The sequence below is a fragment of the Microbacterium pratiae genome, assembly GCF_047302165.1.
GTDB lineage: Bacteria > Actinomycetota > Actinomycetes > Actinomycetales > Microbacteriaceae > Microbacterium.
Genome location: NZ_CP154843.1, coordinates 1,628,959 through 1,647,404, shown reverse-complemented (window position 1 = coordinate 1,647,404; position 18,446 = coordinate 1,628,959). Strand labels below are relative to the sequence as shown.

General features: G+C 71.1%; 15 protein-coding genes. 4 read left to right on the top strand and 11 right to left on the bottom strand.

All coding sequences use genetic code 11. The annotated features are described in order from the left end of the window. Window positions 1-49: 49 nt before the first annotated feature. The 3 genes from AA0Y20_RS07695 to AA0Y20_RS07685 are packed head-to-tail and all read right to left on the bottom strand — an operon-like array spanning window position 50 to window position 3,234. Window positions 50-604, bottom strand: a complete 555-nt coding sequence (locus AA0Y20_RS07695) for an NYN domain-containing protein (protein WP_412938520.1) — start codon at window positions 602-604, stop codon at window positions 50-52. Window positions 605-651: 47 nt separating this feature from the next. Continuing rightward, window positions 652-1,827: a PQQ-dependent sugar dehydrogenase gene (locus AA0Y20_RS07690; RefSeq protein ID WP_412938519.1), complete on the bottom strand. Its 1,176-nt coding sequence runs from the start codon at window positions 1,825-1,827 to the stop codon at window positions 652-654. Window positions 1,828-1,836: 9 nt separating this feature from the next. Further along, a complete protein-coding gene (locus AA0Y20_RS07685; RefSeq protein WP_412938517.1) occupies window positions 1,837-3,234 on the bottom strand; it encodes a serine hydrolase in 1,398 nt (465 codons plus the stop codon). Between the two features lie 96 nt (window positions 3,235-3,330). Between AA0Y20_RS07685 and AA0Y20_RS07680 the strand changes: the two genes are divergently transcribed. Then, the gene (locus AA0Y20_RS07680) at window positions 3,331-4,641 is read left to right on the top strand and encodes an SLC13 family permease (RefSeq protein WP_412938516.1); all 1,311 of its coding nucleotides are present in this window, start codon (window positions 3,331-3,333) and stop codon (window positions 4,639-4,641) included. An 18-nt stretch (window positions 4,642-4,659) separates the two neighbouring features. Here AA0Y20_RS07680 and AA0Y20_RS07675 read toward each other — a convergent pair whose 3' ends face one another. The 4 genes from AA0Y20_RS07675 to AA0Y20_RS07660 form a co-directional block, all read right to left on the bottom strand. Continuing rightward, on the bottom strand, window positions 4,660-5,370 hold the full coding sequence (locus AA0Y20_RS07675) for an NUDIX hydrolase (RefSeq protein WP_412938515.1): 711 nt from the start codon (window positions 5,368-5,370) through the stop codon (window positions 4,660-4,662). A gap of 20 nt (window positions 5,371-5,390) precedes the next feature. After that, window positions 5,391-7,133: an ABC1 kinase family protein gene (locus tag AA0Y20_RS07670; protein ID WP_412938514.1), complete on the bottom strand. Its 1,743-nt coding sequence runs from the start codon at window positions 7,131-7,133 to the stop codon at window positions 5,391-5,393. A 5-nt stretch (window positions 7,134-7,138) separates the two neighbouring features. Next, window positions 7,139-7,723: a PadR family transcriptional regulator gene (locus tag AA0Y20_RS07665; RefSeq protein ID WP_413332414.1), complete on the bottom strand. Its 585-nt coding sequence runs from the start codon at window positions 7,721-7,723 to the stop codon at window positions 7,139-7,141. 90 nt (window positions 7,724-7,813) lie between these two features. After that, window positions 7,814-8,182 (bottom strand): winged helix-turn-helix transcriptional regulator, encoded by a 369-nt coding sequence (locus AA0Y20_RS07660; protein ID WP_412938512.1) that lies wholly within the window; start codon window positions 8,180-8,182, stop codon window positions 7,814-7,816. A gap of 96 nt (window positions 8,183-8,278) precedes the next feature. Here AA0Y20_RS07660 and AA0Y20_RS07655 point away from each other — a divergent pair, with 96 nt between their 5' ends. Next, on the top strand, window positions 8,279-9,136 hold the full coding sequence (locus tag AA0Y20_RS07655; protein ID WP_412938510.1) for an SDR family oxidoreductase: 858 nt from the start codon (window positions 8,279-8,281) through the stop codon (window positions 9,134-9,136). A gap of 61 nt (window positions 9,137-9,197) precedes the next feature. Here the strand turns inward: AA0Y20_RS07655 and AA0Y20_RS07650 are convergent, their stop codons facing one another. Next, complete coding sequence (locus AA0Y20_RS07650) at window positions 9,198-9,977, bottom strand: isocitrate lyase/PEP mutase family protein (protein WP_412938509.1); 780 nt, start codon at window positions 9,975-9,977, stop codon at window positions 9,198-9,200. A gap of 78 nt (window positions 9,978-10,055) precedes the next feature. Beyond that, window positions 10,056-10,178 (bottom strand): type B 50S ribosomal protein L36, encoded by a 123-nt coding sequence (ykgO, locus tag AA0Y20_RS07645; protein ID WP_023951906.1) that lies wholly within the window; start codon window positions 10,176-10,178, stop codon window positions 10,056-10,058. 82 nt (window positions 10,179-10,260) lie between these two features. Here ykgO and AA0Y20_RS07640 point away from each other — a divergent pair, with 82 nt between their 5' ends. Then, a complete protein-coding gene (locus AA0Y20_RS07640) occupies window positions 10,261-11,190 on the top strand; it encodes a GTP-binding protein (RefSeq protein WP_412938508.1) in 930 nt (309 codons plus the stop codon). A 15-nt stretch (window positions 11,191-11,205) separates the two neighbouring features. Here the strand turns inward: AA0Y20_RS07640 and AA0Y20_RS07635 are convergent, their stop codons facing one another. Next, the gene (locus AA0Y20_RS07635) at window positions 11,206-15,759 is read right to left on the bottom strand and encodes a lamin tail domain-containing protein (RefSeq protein WP_412938506.1); all 4,554 of its coding nucleotides are present in this window, start codon (window positions 15,757-15,759) and stop codon (window positions 11,206-11,208) included. A gap of 175 nt (window positions 15,760-15,934) precedes the next feature. Between AA0Y20_RS07635 and chrA the strand changes: the two genes are divergently transcribed. Then, the gene (gene chrA, locus AA0Y20_RS07630; RefSeq protein WP_412938505.1) at window positions 15,935-17,140 is read left to right on the top strand and encodes a chromate efflux transporter; all 1,206 of its coding nucleotides are present in this window, start codon (window positions 15,935-15,937) and stop codon (window positions 17,138-17,140) included. Here chrA and AA0Y20_RS07625 read toward each other — a convergent pair. Continuing rightward, window positions 17,130-18,410: an MFS transporter gene (locus AA0Y20_RS07625; protein WP_412938503.1), complete on the bottom strand. Its 1,281-nt coding sequence runs from the start codon at window positions 18,408-18,410 to the stop codon at window positions 17,130-17,132. The genes chrA and AA0Y20_RS07625 overlap by 11 nt on opposite strands. Window positions 18,411-18,446: the final 36 nt, after the last annotated feature.

The window sequence follows — 18,446 nt, the reverse complement described above, 5'->3', positions numbered from 1 at the left end:
GGTTGTATCGCCAACGGCCGCCGAGGCGAGCCGCGCGAGCCGGGGGCGTTCAGCCCAGGAACTCCCGGGGGTCGAACGAGTCGATCGGGATGACGCGGACGCGCGGCAGCGGCGCGTCGAAGGCGTGGGCGTCGTACTCGAGATCGAAGAACTCGACACCCGGGATCGCCGTGAGCTCGCTGCTGCGGAACTCCGAGAACGCGAGCACGCCGACACGCCGGTCCGGCCCCGTGAGCGCCGCTACCTCGGCGACGAAATCCCGATCGTGGCTGACGAGGACGACGTCGTCCTGACGGTCCTTCAGGGCGGCGAGCGTCCGCTGGATGGCGATGTCGACGACCTTCTCGTCGGCGTCGCCCGACAGCGGCACCGGCTTGTAGTCGAGCGCCAGCAGCGCCTGGACGAACGACATCGGCAGGTGGTTGCTGGCGTTGAGGAAGAACAGGCCTCGGGCGGGCTGCTGCCACTGATCGTCGACGAACTGCAGGAGGCGGTCCCAACGGGGGCGCTCATCCGGCAGCGGACGACGTCCGAGGATCGACTGACCGAGCGTCGCGTCGATGTTCTCGCCGTCGACCAGCAGCCACGTCACGCGTTCCGTCATGGGGTCCCCTGTCTGCGATCGTCCTCCGTGAACGCTATCAAGATCGCTCACTCCCCTGACGCCAGCGGAACCCGCATCAGCCGGTCGTCGCCGGCTGCGGCGTTCCCCCGGCCATCGGTGTTGTTCGTGAGGAGCCAGAGGTCGTCGCCGGCCACGACCGCGTCGCGGACCCGGCCCAGCTCGCCTTCCCAGAGCGCCACCGGCTCGCCCACGACCGCTCCCCCGTCGACATCGATCTGCCACACCCGCTCACCGCGCAGGCCCGCGACGAAGAGGGTGCTCCCGCGCGCCGCGATCCCGCTCGGGCTCGCCTCCTCCGGCGTCCACGCGACCAGCGGGCTGGTGAAGCGGTCGTCGTCCGACATCCCCTCCACCTCCGGCCAGCCGTAGTTGCCGCCCGCGTCGATGCGGTTCAGCTCGTCGAAGCGGTCCTGCCCGAACTCGCTCGCCCACAGGGTTCCGTCCTGCGTCCACGCGAGACCCTGCACATTGCGGTGGCCGAGGGAGTACACGGCGGTTCCGAAGGGGTTGTCCGACGCGGGCTCGCCCTCCGGCGTCAGCCGCAGGATCTTGCCGGCCAGCGAGGCGGGGTCCTGTGCGGACTCGGGCCGTCCGGCGTCCCCCGTGGCGACATAGAGCATGCCGTCCGGCCCGAACGCGATGCGGCCGCCGTTGTGGACACGATCGCGCGGGATGCCGACGATGACGACCTCTACGCTCCCGAGGCGGCGATCGCCCGCCTCGCCGTCGAGCCGCATCCGGACGACACGGTTGTCGTCCGCCGTCGTCACGTAGGCGTAGAGGAGGGCGTCGTCGTCCGTCTCGCGCACGGCGATGCCGAGCAGGCCTCCCTCGCCGACGGCCGCCGTCAGGTCGATCTCACCCGCGACCCGCACCGCCCCCTCGGCATCCACCTCGAGGACCGCCCCGTCGTCACGCTGACTCACGAGCTGCGTGCCGTCGGCGAGGACGACGACCGACCACGGCACCTCGAGCTGGGTGACGACGTCGACAGGGCTCGCGGCCGGACGCCACCAGGCCGGTGCGGTCTCCGCGGTCGGCGTCGGCGTCGCGCTCGGAACCGGCGTCGCAGGGTCGGACGGGCGGGGATCGGCCGGACCGGTGCACGCGGACAGCAGCAGCGTCGACACCAGCAGCGTCGCCGGCAGGGCCCCCGTCCGCGCCGGACGAGAAGGGATGCCGGTGCCCGTGGAGCGCTTCATCGTTCCAGGCTACGGGCCTGCGACGAGAGCGGCGGCGTCCTGCGCCCACCCGAGCGCGGCGGCGGGATTGGCCAGCGTCGCGGCATCGTCGGCACGAGCGAGCACCGTGATGACGACGGGAGCACCGTCCTCTCGCTCGAGGTACCACGATCCGGCCAGCACGCCGATCGAGCTGCCGCCCTTGAACCCGACGTAGGTCCACGCGTCGCCGAAATCGAGGCCGGGATTGACCGACAGGATCTCTCGCACCGGAGCGCCCGCCTCCGTCGTCGCCCGCTCCTGGAGGGCGACGTGGGCGGCCGCCAGATCGTCGGGCGTCGCGAACCAGTCGATCCCATCGCGCCATCCCGGCTGCGCGGTCGACGCGGCAGCAAGATCGGGGACGCCTGCCGGCAGCCTCTCCAGCACGGAGCGACGTGCGTCGGCATCGCCCGACGCCCCGCTCCACAGCTCCCGCAGCTCGGTGTCGCCGAACAGGAGCCAGAACAGCTCCCGCGTCGTCGGGAGCGGCGTGTTCGCGTCGGGGTCGGAATGCCCCATCGCGAGCATCGCCGCCTCGACGGCATCCCGGCCGACGGCGCGGATGAGCATGTCGGTCGCGGTGTTGTCGCTGATGGCGATCATCTTGTCGGCGGCCTCGCGCACGGTCACCGTGGTGCCGTCGGGGCGGTCCTGGAGCTCCCCGCTCGGCAGGCTCCGCACGGTGGCGTCGACGACCAGCTCGTCGTCCCAGCTCAGCCGTTCCTCCGCGACGGCGTCGACGACGGCGCCGAGCACCCACAGCTTGAAGATCGAACCGATCGGCCCGGCGCCCGGGTCGCCGCCCTCGTAGAGCACCTCACCGTCGACCTCGCGCACCTGCACGCCGGCGGTGAAGGCGGCGTCGTCGATCTGCTGCGTGAGCTCGTCCCATGAAGCCGCGGGGGTCCGCTCGGGCTCGGGCATACCGAAGAACAGCATCTCGATGAGAGCGTCGGGCGTGACCGAGATCGACATGTCGTAGGTCACCTCTGCGGATTCGATGGTCACACGGGCCTGGTTCTCCGCACCCTCGTACGCGACCGCCGTCCAGGGGGCCGCGGCCTGCATCTGGCCGAAGACCTCCTGCAGGTCGGCTGCCGTGAGCTGTTGCAGGGCCGCGGCGTCGAAATGCGCCTCGATCTCGGCGACATCCGTCTGCTCGTCTCCGTTGATCTCGTCCATCACCCACCGCGACTGCTCGCCGACGGGGGTGGCCGGGATCTCTACCGGGACCGACGGCGAGGCGGAAACCTGCTCCGACGCAGGCTCGGCGGAGCAGGCGGCGAGCGCGGCGACGGCCGCCGTGGCGATCGCGGCGACGGCCGGACCGCGTCGCCGCGATAGGGGGGAGGAAAGAGCGTTACGCGTATCGATGGGGGAACTCACTCCTCCAGCTTCTCGTCGGACGCGTGTCTCCGCCTCCCCCCAGGGGAGGAGATCGCGGCCGAACGCGTCGCGACGACCGCCGGGTAGCGTGACAGGGTGGACCCGATCGTCGCGACCTTCCTGATCCTCGCCGCCGCGATCCTCGCGTTCCTGTCGGCGCGGGTGCCGCTCGAGGTCGTCGCCGTCGGCGTGGCGCTGGCGCTGTGGGCGACGGGGGTGCTCACGCTCCCCCAGGCCTTCGCCGGTTTCGGCGATCCGACGGTGTTGTTCATCGCCAGCCTGTTCATCGTCGCGACAGCTCTCGAGACGAGCGGCATCACGCGCATGGTGGGCGCCGTGATCATCGCGCGGGCCGGCAGGCGGCGCAGCCGGATCCTGATCTGGGTCGGCGGGATCGTGGCGATCCTCACCGCGCTCATCAGCATCAACGGCGCCGTCGCCGCGCTCATCCCCGTCGCCGCCGTGGTCGCCCGACGGTCGGGACTGCCGCCGTCCCAGCTCATGCTGCCGATGGCCTTCGTCGCTTCATCGGCGTCGCTGCTCACCCTGACCGGGACACCGGTGAACGTCGTGGTGTCGGAGCTGGCCGACACCGAGGCGGGCCGCCCCTTCGGCTTCTTCGAGTTCGCGCTCGTCGGGCTCCCGCTGGTCGCGGCCACGATCGCGATCGTCGTGACCCTCGGGCCTCGGCTGCTGCCGCATCACGGGCCCGGGGCCGCACCCGACCGCCACACGGAGCGCGAGGCCGAGACCCTCTCGCTCGTACCCGAAGCCGTGCGCACCGGAGCCATCCGCACCCCGCGGCGGACCCGGCTGCACCGCGGGTCCCGACGCACACTCGCCGTCACCGCTGTCATGGTCGTCCTGCTGGCCACCGGCGTGGTTCCCCCCGCCGTCGCCGGGCTCCTCGCTGCCGGGGCCCTCATCGTGCTGCGGGTCGTGAGGCTTCCCGACCTGTATCAGGGGATCTCGTGGACGACTCTCGTGCTGATCGCCGGCATGATCCCCCTGTCGGTGGCGTTCCTCGAGACCGGGGCCGCGGATGTCGTGGCCGACGCCCTCCTCGCGGTCGTCGGACAGGCCGACCCGCACCTCGCCCTCATCGTGGTCTGCGTCGTGGTGATCGTGCTCGGACAGTTCATCTCGAACGTCGCCACCGTCCTGATCGTCGCGCCGGTCGCGACGTCGATCGCCGTGACCCTCGACGTCAGCGCACTGCCGTTCCTCATGGCGCTCACCGTCGTGGGCGCGACCTCGTTCCTCACTCCCGTCGCGACGCCCGTCAACCTCATGGTGATGGCGCCCGGCGGCTATCGGTTCGGCGACTACTGGCGGCTCGGGCTCCCCCTCACCGTGCTCTTCCTGCTCGCGGCCGTGTTCTACGTGCCGGTGATCTGGCGCTTCTGAGGGGCGCGTCCGCGAGCGTCACTGCGGCGGCAGCGGGAGCTCCCGATCGGCGTCCCACTGCTGCGTCCAGCCGAGTTCGGTGAACAGGCCGTCGAGCAGCATCGCGGTGAATCCCCAGACGAGGAAGTCTCCGGCCTCCTGCCGCACGAGGAACCCCGGTCCCCGCCACTCGGCGCCGTCGCGGCGAAGGACCGTGACACCGCGATTCGCGGGCGCCAGCAGGTCGGCGACCGGTGCCCGGAACACGGCTGCGGACTCGGCCACGTCGACCACGCGCACGGGAGACGGACGGCGCCACCACGCCAAGACGGGCGTCACGAGATGGCGGGAGTACTCGAGGGGCACCGGCGAGAGGGCACCGAGCACGTCCACCCCGTCGGTATCGAGCCCCGTCTCCTCACGCGCCTCGCGCAAGGCCGCGGCGATCACGTCGGCGTCGCCCGGATCGACGCGACCGCCCGGCAGCGCCACCTGTCCCGGATGCGACCTGAGGGTCGCCGCGCGCGAGAGCAGCAGGACATCGAGATCGCGCGAGAGCGCGGCCTCGGGCGTGTGATCGCTCGGCCGGTCGTCCAGGACGCCGAAGAGCACGAGCACGGCGGCCGCCCGCGTGCCGGGCACCGCCTCGACCGCAGCGGTCGGACCGGCACCGGATCCCGGCCGGCCGGCACGCGCGGCGAGGGCCGCGAGCTGTTCGCGCGCACCCGTTCCCGAGGTCTCGAGGGGCATTCCTCCAGGCTACCGAGCCGTCAGTCGCGGGGGCCGAGCACTCCCGCCAGCAGAACGTGCAGCAACGGCACCGCCGACAGTCCCATGAGCACGGTCCCGAGGGTCTCGTCGTCGGGACGCAGGAGCACGCCCCCGACGAGCAGGCCCGCGAAGAGGATGCCCGAGACCGCCCGACGTCCCAGTCGTTCTAGGCGCGACATCCGTCGTTCGAGCCGGCCGCTGTCGAAACCGAGGTTGCCGTCCTCGAGATGCGTGATGAGACCGTCGAGCCGCTGCGGCAGACGCATCGTGACGTCGGCGAGACCCATGGCCCGGCGGGCTACATCGCGCATGAGATCGCCGCGTTCCTCGCGCAGGAGTCGACCTGCGTACGGCTCCACCGCATCCCAGAGGTTGAACGCGGGATCGATCGAGGTGCACACGCCCGACGTGAGCGAGGCGGCCCGGATGACGAGCAGGAAGTTCTCGGGCAACTGGAACGGCAGCGCTCGGGCGAGCTCGCCGAACTCCCCCGCGAAGTCACGGAACTCGCGCGGATCGACCTGCTTCAGCTCTGCGAATCCCATGCCGCCGAAGCGCGCGAACAGCTGGGTCATCGCGCGCTCGAGCTCGCGGACGTCGGCGGACGGCAGAAGTGCGCCCACCTGCGAGATTCCGGCGACGAGTCCTCGGCCGTCCCGGGCCGCCGCCGCGACGAGCACCGTCCGCAGAGCCTCCCGCGTCGACGGCGAGATGTCGCCCATCATCCCGAAGTCGATGAACGTGAGCAGCCAGTCCGGTCGGCCGTCGCGGCGCTGGTCGGACGGGACGGGCGTGACGAACACGTTCCCGGGGTGGGGATCGGCATGGAAGAAGCCGAATCCGAAGAACTGGTCGAACATCACGGAGGCGAATACGCTCGCCACCTCGTGCGGATCGATGCCCGCGGCCCGCAGGGACTCGACATCCGTCACCTTGATCGCGGTGACGTCGGCGAGGGTCAGGACGCGCGACGTCGATCGTTCCCACGCGATCTCCGGGACCGCGACCCGGGGGTTGTCGGCGAACTTCTCGCGGAAGCGCTCGGCGTTCGCCGCCTCGTGCCGGTAGTCGATCTCCTCGAGACTCGTGACGGCGAACTCCTCGACGAGCGCGGGCATGTCCGCGCGTCGCGAGACGAGGCGGATGCGGCGGAGCCAGCGCGCGATCCGCCGCAGCGCCGCGAGATCGACGTCGACGATCGTCTGGATGCCGGGTCGCTGCACCTTCACGATGACATCGGCGAAACCCGCATCGGCGGCCTGCTCGGGTGTCAGCCGGGCGCGATGCGCCTGACCGAGCGATGCGGCGGCTACCGGCTGCTCGTCGAACGACGCATAGGCGTCGCGCAGCGGCATCCCGAGCTCCGCCTCCGCCGCGGCACGGATCTGCTCGAACGGCACCGGCGGCACCTCGTCCTGCAGCCCGGCGAGCTCGGTCGTGATCTCCGGGGGCAGGACGTCGAGCCGGGACGACATGAACTGCCCGACCTTGATCATGAGTCCGCCCAGCTCGACAGCGAGCGCGTGGAAGCGACGCGCCAGTCGACGCAGCCGCGCGGTCCGCCCCCGTTCCGCGAGGCGCTCGAGACCGAACCGCGGCAGGACGATCTCGAACCACCACGACTGCACGAGTGCGCGCGCGGCGAACCTCAGGATGCGGCGATAGCGCGCACGTGCGCGCGCATCACCCGGCGCCCCGAGGGCACCGGGCGATGCGACGCGATGCGGGTCGGCCGAGGCCACCCGCGTCAGGCCTGCGCGAGCAGGGCGTACAGCTTGCGACGGGCGTCGTCGAGGATCTCGACGGCCTGCTGGACCTGCTCGGGCGATCCGCTGCGGCCGACCTGGGCGGCGGCCTGCGCGAGCTCGACGCCGGCCTTGGGCAGCGCGGTGACACGACTGTGGTCGCGCCCCGCCCCCTCCCACGGCGCGGACTTCTCGCCGGCCTCGCCGGCCGCTGCACGGCCGGCCTCGGTGAGCGAGTAGGTCTTGCGACCGTTGGACTCCTCGGCGCTCACGAGACCCTCGTCGGCGAGCAGCTGGAGCGTCGGGTACACCGAACCCGCGCTGGGCTTCCATGACCCGCCGCTGCGCTCTTCGATCTCGTGGATGATCTGATAGCCGTGCATGGGCTGCTCGGCAAGGAGGGCGAGCACCGCTGCACGGACGTCGCCGCGTCCGACCCGCGTGTTCACCTTCTGCTCGAACGTCGACTTCAGCTGGTCGAACGCTTCGAACACGTTGTTCCCGAGGTCGGAGACGTTGAATCCGCCGCGACCGCCGAAGATGTTGTCACGGCCGCCGAAACCGCCGGTGGGGAATGTTCCGCTCATGCTGACCTCCCGGTCGTCGATACGTTAGCGATACCTGACGATATATCGTTACCGCGATCGGCGACAGGGTTCGCATCAGATACCCAGCATTCAGTCGACGCGCTCGACGATCTCTCCGGCGTGAGCCGCGATCCACTCCATGAGCGGCATCATCCGCTCCATCAGCTCGTCGCCCCGGTCAGTCAGCGCGTACTCGACGCGGGGCGGCACCTCGGGGTACGCGGTCCGGCGGACGATGCCGTCGGCCTCGAGGGTCCGCAGCGTAGAGGCGAGCATCTTCTCGCTGATGCCCGCGACAGCACGTCGGAGTTCACCCCATCGGGCGGTGCCGTCGGTGAGGGCCAGCAGCACCAGCACGCCCCACTTGCTCATCACATGGTCGAGCACCACTCGCGTCGGACAGTTCTCGGTGAAAACCTGATCGGATGTCGCCCGGATCTCCGCGAAACTCACTGCCATGTAGGTAGCTTACCGAAAAGTGGGTACCCCTCAGCTGGAATGCTGACCCGCCCGAAGTGGGTTGACGACAGCAACACCCGATCGAAAGGATCACCGATGACCATCCTCATCACCGGCGCGAGCGGACAGCTCGGCCACCTCGTCGTCGACGCCCTGCTCACCCGCGGCGCCGCACCCGAAACCATCGTCGCCGGGGCGCGCGACCTCTCGAAGCTCGCCGACCTCGCCGACCGGGGCGTGCGCACCGCGCGCGTCGACTACGACGACCCGGCCTCGCTGCGCGAAGCCCTCGCCGACGTCGACAGCGTCCTTCTGATCTCGGCGTCGGAGCCGGGCAAGCGATTCGCAGGGCACAAGAACGTCATCGACGCCGCAGCTGCGGCGGGCGTCGCGAAGCTCGTGTACACGAGCGCGCCGAAGGCGACGACCTTCGAGTGGGCGCTCGGCGCCGAGCACAAGGCGACCGAGGAGGCGATCGTCGCGAGCGGCGTTCCGGCCGTCGTGGTGCGCAACAACTGGTACATCGAGAACTACGTGGCCGACGTGCAGCGCGCAGCCGAGAGCGGCGTCATCGCGGCGTCGGTCGGCGACGGCCTCATCGCACCGGCCTCGCGTGCCGACTTCGCCGAGGGAGCAGCGGTGGTCCTCCTCGAGGACGGTCACCTCGGTGAGGTCTACGAGTTCGCCGGCGACACCCGCATCGGCTACGACGCCGTCGCCGCCGCGGCAGCCGAGGTTCTCGGTCGCGATGTGGCGTACGTCCGCCTCTCGACGGACGACCATGTCACCGCGCTCGAGGGGGCCGGACTGGACGCCGGAACCGCTCAGTTCGTCGCGGGGATCGACACCGGCATCCGTGAGGGCGTCCTCGACGTCGACGACCACACCCTCTCGCGGCTCATCGGACGGCCGACGACGTCCTTCGCCGAAGGCCTCCGGGCCGCCCTGGCCTGAGCCGGAGGATGCCGACGCACGCCGCCCCTCCGGGGCCGGGGCGCGTCGGCATCCGCTCCGCTCAGTTCAGAGGACGCGTCGACGGCGGGATGACCCCGTTCGCGTATAGCTGCTGGGCGACGTCCTGCAGCGCCGTGAGCGCCACACGCTGCGTCGTCGGCCCGTAGGAGATGCGGGCGACCCCGAGGTCCTCGTACTCCCTCGCCGTCAGCGCGCCCGGCAGCCCGATCACGCTGAGCTTGCGCTCGCCGAGTCCGTCGACGAGGCGCCGGGTGATGTCGGCGTCGAGGATGCCCGGGACGAAGACCACATCGGCACCGGCGTCGAGATAGGCGCGTCCGCGCTCGATCGCGTCGGCGATCGACTCCTCCGTCGAGCGGTCGCCCGCGCGCACGAAGGCGTCGGTTCGGGCGTTGAGGGCGAAGGGGACGCCTTCGGCCTCGCCCGCGCGGACAATGGCCTCGACCGCGCGGACCGAGTCGGCGAGCGGCTGCAGGCGGTCCTCCACGTTCGCACCCACGATGCCGACCCCGATGGCGCGTCGCGTCGTCTCGCCGGGGTCGCCGAATCCGGCGTCGAGGTCGGCCGACACCGGCACGTCCCCCGCCACCGAGACGATGCGACCGACCATGTCGAGGACGATCTCGAGCGGGATGTCGGTGCCGTCCTCGTATCCGAAGGATGCGGCGATCGAGTGTCCGGCCGTAGCGATCGCGCGGGTCTCGGGCAGGGCGAGGACCGCTTCGGCGGACACGACGTCCCACACGTTCACCACCCGCAGGATCTCAGGCGCGGCGTGGAGGTCGGACAGGGTCTGGGCTCGCTCAGCGGGAGTGCTCATGCCGCTCACGCTAACCGTGCACGGACGACGCGGGGCACATGTTGCGTCGATCGACGGCGCATGGCAGGGACCCGCATCTCAGCCCTGGCGCCCCTTGAAGCGCGGGTTGAGCTTGTTGATGACGTAGACGCGGCCTCGGCGACGCACGACCTGCGCGCCGGGCTGGTTCTTCAGCGACTTGATGGATGCGCGAACCTTCACGGTGACCTCCTATTGATAACTGTTATCAACAACAAGGTACGGTGGAGGACCGACCGCCACAACCCGAGCCGGAGAGAACACCGTGACCACTCACCTCGCCGTCACCGGCGTCTGCAGCGCCGAACGCCGCCGCTACGCGCGCCTGAGCGTCGCGACCGCCCGCACCCGTTCGCTCCGCGTCATCGATCTGCCCAGCGACGCAGATCCCGCGCAGGTCCACGCCACCCTGCACGACACGCCGTCGCTGTGCGTCCTCGATGCCCGCCACGCGATCGACGACCTGCGCGACGACGCTCCCCTGCGTCGGGCCGTTCCGCACGGCGACGCCCGGGCCGACGTCGGTGCACGCGCTCGGCTGGCGGCGCAGCTGATCGAGGCGGCGAGCGCCGTCGTGATCGTGAACTGGGAGAGGATGCCGACAACCGACCTCTCGATCCTCATGGCGCTCGCGTCGCACCTGGCGCCGACCGCCCGCATCCGGCTCAGCCGCGGCGTCGCCGACGACCTCTCCGCGCTCGGATTCGGCACCACGCTCCCCCTGCGGGATGCGGGCGACCGCGCCGGATGGACGCGCGCTCTCAACGGCGAGCACGATCCGTTCCTCACCGATCGGCGCGTCGCCACGATGCGCTACGAGCAGCTGCGGCCGTTCCACCCCGGCCGGCTCGTGCTGGCTCTCGATCTGCTCGATTCCGGCTCGTGCGGACTCGTCGTGCGGTCGGTCGGGGTCTGCCGTCTGGCGACGCGAGCCGCCATCCCCGCCCGGTGGGAGCAGGCCGGTTCGGCCATGTGGATCGACCCGATCGAGGCGGGCCACGGGCTGGACGACGTCGGCCAGGACATCGCCCTGACGGGCATCGACCTCAACACCGCCGCCGTTCGGCACGTCCTGGATGCCGCCGTGCTCGACGACGCGGAGCTGTCGTCCGGCCCGACGGCCTGGCGAGGGCTCCCCGATCCCCTGCCCGAATGGAACGTGGCGGTCGGGTCCGAAGACCCGACCGCCGACTGAGCCGCGGGGTGCGGTTCAGACTCGTCCGCGGCGACGCGTGCGCCGACGGATCGCCGTGAGGAGCGCCCCGCCCGTCAGGAGTGCGAGCGCGATCCCGGTCACCGTCGCGGTCGTCGAGGCATCGCCGCCGGTGGCAGCGAGATCGCGACGCGAGCCGGTTCCGGCAGCCGCGCCCGCCGCCTCGGGGTCGGCCGCGCCGGTGTCGCCGGACGGAGCACCGCCCGCGTCGCCGCCGGTGTCACCGCCGCCCGTGCCGCCTCCCGCGCCCGGGTCGGACCCTCCGCCCGAGCCGTCGCCGGGGTTCTCGGGCTCGGCCGCGGCGATGACCGTGAACAGCGACACCCGCGAGTCGTCGACGGCCCCGAACGGATCGCTCGTCCGGACGTACCACCCGCGCTCGCCCTCCTCCGCGAGCGGCCAGGCGGCGGAGAGGATCGATCCGCTCGCGACATCCGTGAAGGTCGCGATCTCGGTGCCGCCGAGAACCTCCGCCGAGAAGGCATCGGTGCCGAGGGTGCGCGCGCCGGGCTCGATGCGCAGCTGGTCGTACGTCAGCGCGAACTCCTGCTGCGAGTAGTCGCCCGCCCCCGCCGGGCCGAGCAGGCTCGGCTCATCGGAGTTGTAGACGTCGAGCGAGGGCGAGTAGGTGCGCACGAGCATCTGGCGGCCCTCGTTGTCGAAGTGCAGGAGCCGGAGGAACCCGAGGCCGCCCTCAGGGAGGCCCTGGTAGTCGAACAGCATCGAGTACACGGTGCGGTCCAGGACGCCGTCACCGTCGTCGTCGAATCCGTCTTCGCGCAGGAACGCGTCGTGGTAGTGACCCGAGAAGACCATGCGGACGTTGGGGTTGGTCGCGACGACCTCGTCCATGACCCGCTGCGGGATCGCCCCGAGGCCGCCCGTGGTGAGGATGAACTCGTGCTGCGCGATGATCGCGACGCGGTCGGGGTACTGCGCGAGCACCTCGTTCATCCAGGCGATCGACGCGTCACCGGGGAGCCATCCGGTGTACAGCATCAGGAAGTCGATGCCGCCCGCCGAGATGAGGTCGTAGTGACCCCGGTTGTCCTCGAAACTGCCGCCGTACCAGGGGTTGTCGGCGTAGCGGTCCTCGCCGAAGTACGCGCCGTAGTTGGTGTAGTCCTCCAGGTGGTGGCCCACATCGTGGTTGCCGGCCAGCACCCCGTAGGGCAGCCCGGCCTCGTCGAGGCGGCGGTACTCGGGGTCGGCCCGGTCCCACTGCTCCATCACGTCGTAGTCGTCGATGATGTCGCCGGTGTGGAAGAGGTACTGCAGGTTCAGGTCATCGCGCCGATCGAGCAGATACGAGTGGATCGCCTGCTGGTGACGGTACGGCTCTCCGGGCAGCGTGTTCTCGTTGTAATACTGGGTGTCCGACTCCCACGCCAGGGTGAAGTCGTAGTCGCTGCGCGGCACATCGGCGGCGTTGTGCGGGGTGACCGGAGTCGTCCGGTCGGACCGATCCTCGCCCGCGAAACCCTCCGAGTGCTGGACGAGCATCCGCACGACCCGTCCCGTGTCGTCCGAGGACGCGAAGGCGTAGTCGTCGACGGCGACGACGGCGTCGAGCGAGAACGACTCGTCGTCGGACGCGCTCACGTGACGGTCGACCTCATCCCATCCCGACCCGTCCGCGCGCTGCGCATAGAGGATGACGGTCGCTCCGGCATCGGCGTGACCCGACCAGGTCGAGCGGACATCGGACCCGGCGTCGGCATCGGTGACTGCGACGTCGAACGACTGGTACGGGAACGCCCGGTCGCTCGTGATCTCCTCCGCGACCCCGTCGACGGCTGCGAGCGTGCGCAGATCGTCCGCGGTCAGCGCCTCGGCCTCGGCGCGATCGATCGCTCGGGCGTCGTGCACGGTACCGGACCGCGCGGTCACGTCACCGTCGGACAGATCGAGCCGGCGTCCCTCGAGGAAGCTCACGTCGAGCACGTCGCCCGTCGGATCCTCGACCTTCGCCTGCAGGGTCACGTCTCCGGCGGGCACCTCGGCCCCCTCCGCCGGCGCGAGCACGCCGGCGCTCGGCTGCTCGTCGTAGGTCGTGAACGTCGCCGTCCAGGTGTCGGTGTTGCCGACGTGATCGGTCGCGGTGATCTCCACCCGGTGATCGCCGGCCGCGAGATCGACGGATGACGTCTCATAGGGCAGCGTGATCTCGACGCCGTCGAGTCGGGCGACGGTGCTCGCGACGCCCGACCCCGCGTCGGCGACCTCGGCGTCGATGAGGATCGGCCCCTGATACGCGGTGCCGTCGACGATCTGCGAGGTGACCACGGGAGCGCTGTTGTCGACCGTCACGGTCCGCGAGAGAGTCGTGTCACCGTCGGTGGCCGCTACGACGGCGGCACCGTCGGCGCGGGCGGTCGTGTCCCACGGGGCCGACAGCGCGGCGAAAGCGTCGTCGGGCAGAGCGAAACGGGCCTCGTAGAAGTCGAGCTTGCCCGTCGGGGCGCCCGCCTCGGTGACACTGTCTCCCATCCGCAGGACGGCCGCGGGGTCGTCGTAGCCGACGGGGGTGAGCGTCCGCCCGTCGGGCAGGACGAGCCGCAGACCCCGGATCTCGAAGTCGTCGTTGTTCTCGGCGAGGTCGATCTCGGGCGCCTTCTTCGTCCCCGCCCAGACGCTCACGACGAGCTCATCGCCGCGCACGACGTACTCGAGCGGCACGGGGGTGACGATCGTCTCCCACCCCTGCGTGCCGATCTCGAAGATGTTGAGGACGTCGTCGCCGATGCGTACGCCGTTCTTGAAGTAGTAGTTGACGTTCGTCGTGTCGAACACGAAACGCGGTTCGTCCTCGAGGGCGGGCTCGGTCTCGACGGTCGTCCCGTCGATCGTCAGCTCGATCGGGCTCGGGTAGGTGTCGCCGGCGGCGACGATCTCGGTCGTCCCCGAGACGAACCGGCCGTCCTCGAGGTTGAGCCGGACCGGGCTCGTGTCGACGCCGGCCACGGGAACGCGCCGCGGCGTCGTGCTCGTCGAGTTGGTGCCGTCACTCGCGGTGATCGTGTACTCGTACCAGCTCTTGCCGATGAGGTCGGCGGCGTTGACGGTGAAGGTCACCGATCCGTCGCCCGCGTCGAGGAGGTTGATCCGCGCCGGGGCGGTGTCGACGTCGTTGGCGAGCTCGAGCGTCACGGTCCGCGCCAGCACATCGTCGGCCACGGCAGCAGTGATGGCGAAGTCGGTCCCCGGCTCGATCTCGGCGGCTGTGCGGTCGACGATCGTCGGCGCCTGCGTGTCGGGTGCGACGATCATGAGACCGCCGGGCACCTGGTCCGCCTGAACGGCGCCGGGTGTCGCCGGCGCGAGATCGACGATGCGCTGCGTCGCGAGGTCGTCACCGACGGTGTATCGGATGCCCTGGTCGGCGACGGTGTCGTCGGCACCGTCGAGGTTGTACAGCGCGGTGCTGATGTGACGGCCGCTGTTGGTCTCGATGGCGATGCCGCGAGCCGACCCGTTCGCCATGCCGGCCGAGGAGATCTCGACGAGGTCCTCCCCCGGCACGAGCCGCGAATCGAAGTGGGCGTTGAAATCGGCGGCGGTCAGGGCGTCGTTGGCGCCGTTCTTGATCCAGAGGACGAGCGTCTCACCGCCGCCGATCACGACGTCTCCGGGCACGGCCGGCCAGACGCTCGACGAGCCCTCGACGGGGTAGAGGTAGTCGATCGTGTAGTCGGAGAAGTCGATCGGGTCGCTCGAGGCGTTGTACACCTCGATGAACTCGAAGGCGTCGGATCCGGCGACGTTGGCCGAGTCAGGCAGCAGCTCGGTGATCTGCAGCGGCGCGGTGACGACGCTCGGGTCGGGCTTCGGGTCGAACCCGGGCTGCTCTCCGGGGCCCTCCCCTCCGGGCGGGGTGACTGCTTCGGGTGCCACGATGCCGGGGGTGGCCGGGGCCGGCTCTTCGAGGATGTCCGTGCCGCCGTCGACCCGCTCGGCGGGAAGGCGGAAGTGCGCCGACTGTCCGGCCGCAGTCGCGGTGCGTCCGTACGTCGACCACCCGACGGTCTCGTCGTTCTGGAGGATGCGGATGCCGCGGGGCGCACTGTTGGCCATCCCCGCCTGCCCCGTCGCGCGCACCACCGTGGTGTCGGCGCCGGCACCCCAGTGCGACCGGAAGTCGTCGATCGAGCGGGCGAAGGAGTCGACGCTCCCCGACGTGTAGCTCAGCCAGAACACCACGGTTCCCCCGGCGGGGATCACGACCGGGTCCGTCACCGCGAGCGGCACGTCGCGCGAGCGATCCGCACCGTCGATGTACGTGTAGGCGAACGAGACGCCCGCGGCCGCCAGGTCGAGGTCTGCGGTGCCGCGATTGTGCACCTCGAAGAACTCGTAGTCGTCGACGCCGACGTTGTCGGGCGCGATCTCGGTCACGACGAGCGAGCCGGCCGCCGAGCCGGCGGCCGTGGGCGCGAGAGCGCTGGGCGCTGCGAGCGCGGGAGCCGCGAGCGCGAGCGAGAGAGCTCCCGCGGCGAGCGTCGCCGTCGTCGCGATGGTCAGGAAACGGGCGCGTGGGCGCTCAGCGGGCATGACAAGCCACCTTCGGTGCAAGAGGGATGCCGCCGACCGTAGGGGCCGCGCGCGAGCACGGAGTAAACGGCCCCTCCCTGCGAGGTGTCCGCCCGGTGACGCGCCGCGTCATCTCGGTGTGCTAGTCGCGCGCGTCGTTCACCTCGTGTTCACGGCACGATGGTGCGGTGGACTCGTGTCGAACCTCGCCGCGGTGTTCGCGGTGTTCCTGCGCCTCGGGCTGACGTCCTTCGGGGGCCCGATCGCGCACCTCGGCTACTTCCGCGACGAGTTCGTCGAACGACGGCGATGGATCGGCGACCGGACCTACGGCGAGCTCGTGGCCCTGTGCCAGTTTCTGCCCGGCCCCGCCTCGAGCCAGGTGGGGTTCGCGATCGGCCTGCGCCGCGCCGGGCTCGCGGGTGCCGTGGCGGCCTTCTCCGCATTCACCCTGCCCTCGGCCGCCCTGATGGTCTGGGCGGCGACAAGGATCGGGACGGTGACGGGACCGATCGCCACCGGTGCCGTCGATGGTCTCAAGGTCGTCGCGGTCGCGGTCGTCGCACACGCCGTCTGGGGCATGGCCCGAAGCCTCGCACCCGACCGACCACGCGGAACGATCGCGATCGCCTCAGCCGTCGGGGTCGCCCTCGTGGGCGGGCCGGTCGCCCCGCTCGGCGCGATCGCGCTCGGGGCTCTCGCCGGTGTCCTGTGGCTCGGCGAGACCGCCGCCGAGCCCGAGGGCCCCGCCGGCGCGGACGAGGCCCTCCCGAGCGCGGGCATCCGCGTCGGGGTCATCGCGCTCGTGATCCTGATCGGGCTGCTCGTCGCGAGCCCGATCGCGGCACGGGTCACGGGAAACGGATCGGTCGCGCTGTTCGACGCGTTCTTCCGCTCGGGCACCCTCGTCTTCGGCGGCGGCCATGTCGTTCTCCCGCTCCTCGAGAGCGCGATCGTCGCCCCCGGATGGGTCGATGCACAGGCGTTCGTCGCCGGATACGGCGCGGCACAGGCCCTCCCCGGGCCGCTCTTCGCTTTCGCCGCCTACCTCGGGGCGCTCTCGAGCGTCGGCCCGGGCGGCGCAGCGGGAGCCGCGATCGCGATCGTCGCGATCTTCCTCCCCGGCTTCCTCCTGCTTCTCGCGACCCTGCCGGTCTGGGCCGCCCTGCGGCGCCGCGCGCGGGCACGAGGCCTCGTGCGCGGGGCGAGCGCAGCCGTCGTCGGCATCCTCGGCGCCGCCCTCTACGACCCCGTCTTCACGACGTCGGTCACGCGCATCGACCAGTTCGCGCTGGCGCTCGGCTGCTTCGGGCTGTTGACGCTCTGGCGCTGCCCCGCCTGGGTGGTCGTGGTGCTCGGCGCCGGCTTCGGTGCGACTGCCGGCGCGCTGGTCAGCGGTTGACGACGAGCGAGGGAATGGGGCGAGAGTCGCGCGGCGTCCGGTCTCGTTCCGCCGTGCGCTCGCGGCGCTCGATCGCGAGGTTGACGCCGCCGAGCACCAGGACGAGGACCGCGGCGAACGTCGGCAGGAGCATCGCAAGACGGACTTCCCCCGACTCGGCGATCGCACCGGTGACCGCGGACGCGAGAGCTTGAGCGAGCGTCAGCGCCGACCCGAGCAGCGTCATCGTGGTCGCCGACCGGCCCACCGGGCTGCGGTGACCGGCGATGCTGAACAGCGTCACGAGCGTCGGGCCGACCCCGAGCCCCATGAGCAGCAGCATGACGACGACCGCGCCGAGCGAATCCGACGCGGCGTACCCGCCCGCCGAGAGCGCGAGCACCACCGCGAACGCGAGCCAGCGGTGTCGGAGCGCGAAGCGGGAGGGCAGCAGGACGACGGCGAGCGCGAGAGCGGCCGAGCCGATCCCCATGAGCCCGTAGAGGAGGCCCGCTTCGACGCCGTCGCCCGCGCTCTGCGCGAACGCCGTGAGCGAGGTCAGCGTCGCACCGAAGAAAAGCCCCACTCCGAATGTGCCCGCCACCAGGACGAGGATGCGCGGACGCAGCACCTCCGCGATCGGCGCACGCTCCTCGCGCTCCCCGGGCGCCAGAGCCGCAGCCGCGATGAGACCGCTCGGGTGCAGCGCGAACGCCGTCACGAAGACGAGGCTCAGTGCCCCGGCGATCGCGATGGGAGCCCAGGGCGCGATGACGGCGGCGAAGATGCCGACCAGGAACGGGCCGATGACGAATGCCGTCTCGTCAGCGGCGGACTCGTACGACATGACGCGCGAGAGCGTGCGCGGGCGATGCTCGGCGCTCAGGCGGGCGCGGATGATGCCCATCAGCCGGCTGCGTGACATCGCGGCGGCCTGCGGCGCGGTCAGGCCGATGGCTGCGGCCGAGGCGAGCACGAGCGGGTCGGGTGCTCCGGCCGTGACGACGACGGGGAACATCCCCAGCAGGATGCCGTTGAGGATGCCGAGGGGAACCAGCACGCGGCGCTGCCCGAAGCGGTCGACGGCGTCTCCGATGACCGGGCCGGCGATCACGACGCCGACGCCGACGGCGGCCGACGTGAGACCGCCGAGCCCCACGGATCCCGTCACCGAGACGACGAGGGTGAGGACGCCCACGACCATCATCGCGAAGGGGAGCCGGGCGATGAACGCGATCGGGAAGAACACCCAGCCCGTGTGGTGGATCAGCGAACGATCATTCGACGTCATGCATGCCTCCGAGCAGTCAGCTCGTTCTCACGTGCC

Bases quoted from the DNA above. Each gene is read 5' to 3' on its own strand.
- AA0Y20_RS07695 (WP_412938520.1), bottom strand. From the start codon at position 604: ATGACGGAACGCGTGACGTGGCTGCTGGTCGACGGCGAGAACATCGAC.
- AA0Y20_RS07690 (WP_412938519.1), bottom strand. From the start codon at position 1,827: ATGAAGCGCTCCACGGGCACCGGCATCCCTTCTCGTCCGGCGCGGACG.
- AA0Y20_RS07675 (WP_412938515.1), bottom strand. From the start codon at position 5,370: ATGCCCCTCGAGACCTCGGGAACGGGTGCGCGCGAACAGCTCGCGGCC.
- AA0Y20_RS07665 (WP_413332414.1), bottom strand. From the start codon at position 7,723: ATGAGCGGAACATTCCCCACCGGCGGTTTCGGCGGCCGTGACAACATC.
- AA0Y20_RS07660 (WP_412938512.1), bottom strand. From the start codon at position 8,182: ATGGCAGTGAGTTTCGCGGAGATCCGGGCGACATCCGATCAGGTTTTC.
- AA0Y20_RS07655 (WP_412938510.1), top strand. From the start codon at position 8,279: ATGACCATCCTCATCACCGGCGCGAGCGGACAGCTCGGCCACCTCGTC.
- AA0Y20_RS07650 (WP_412938509.1), bottom strand. From the start codon at position 9,977: ATGAGCACTCCCGCTGAGCGAGCCCAGACCCTGTCCGACCTCCACGCC.
- AA0Y20_RS07635 (WP_412938506.1), bottom strand. From the start codon at position 15,759: ATGCCCGCTGAGCGCCCACGCGCCCGTTTCCTGACCATCGCGACGACG.
- AA0Y20_RS07625 (WP_412938503.1), bottom strand. From the start codon at position 18,410: ATGACGTCGAATGATCGTTCGCTGATCCACCACACGGGCTGGGTGTTC.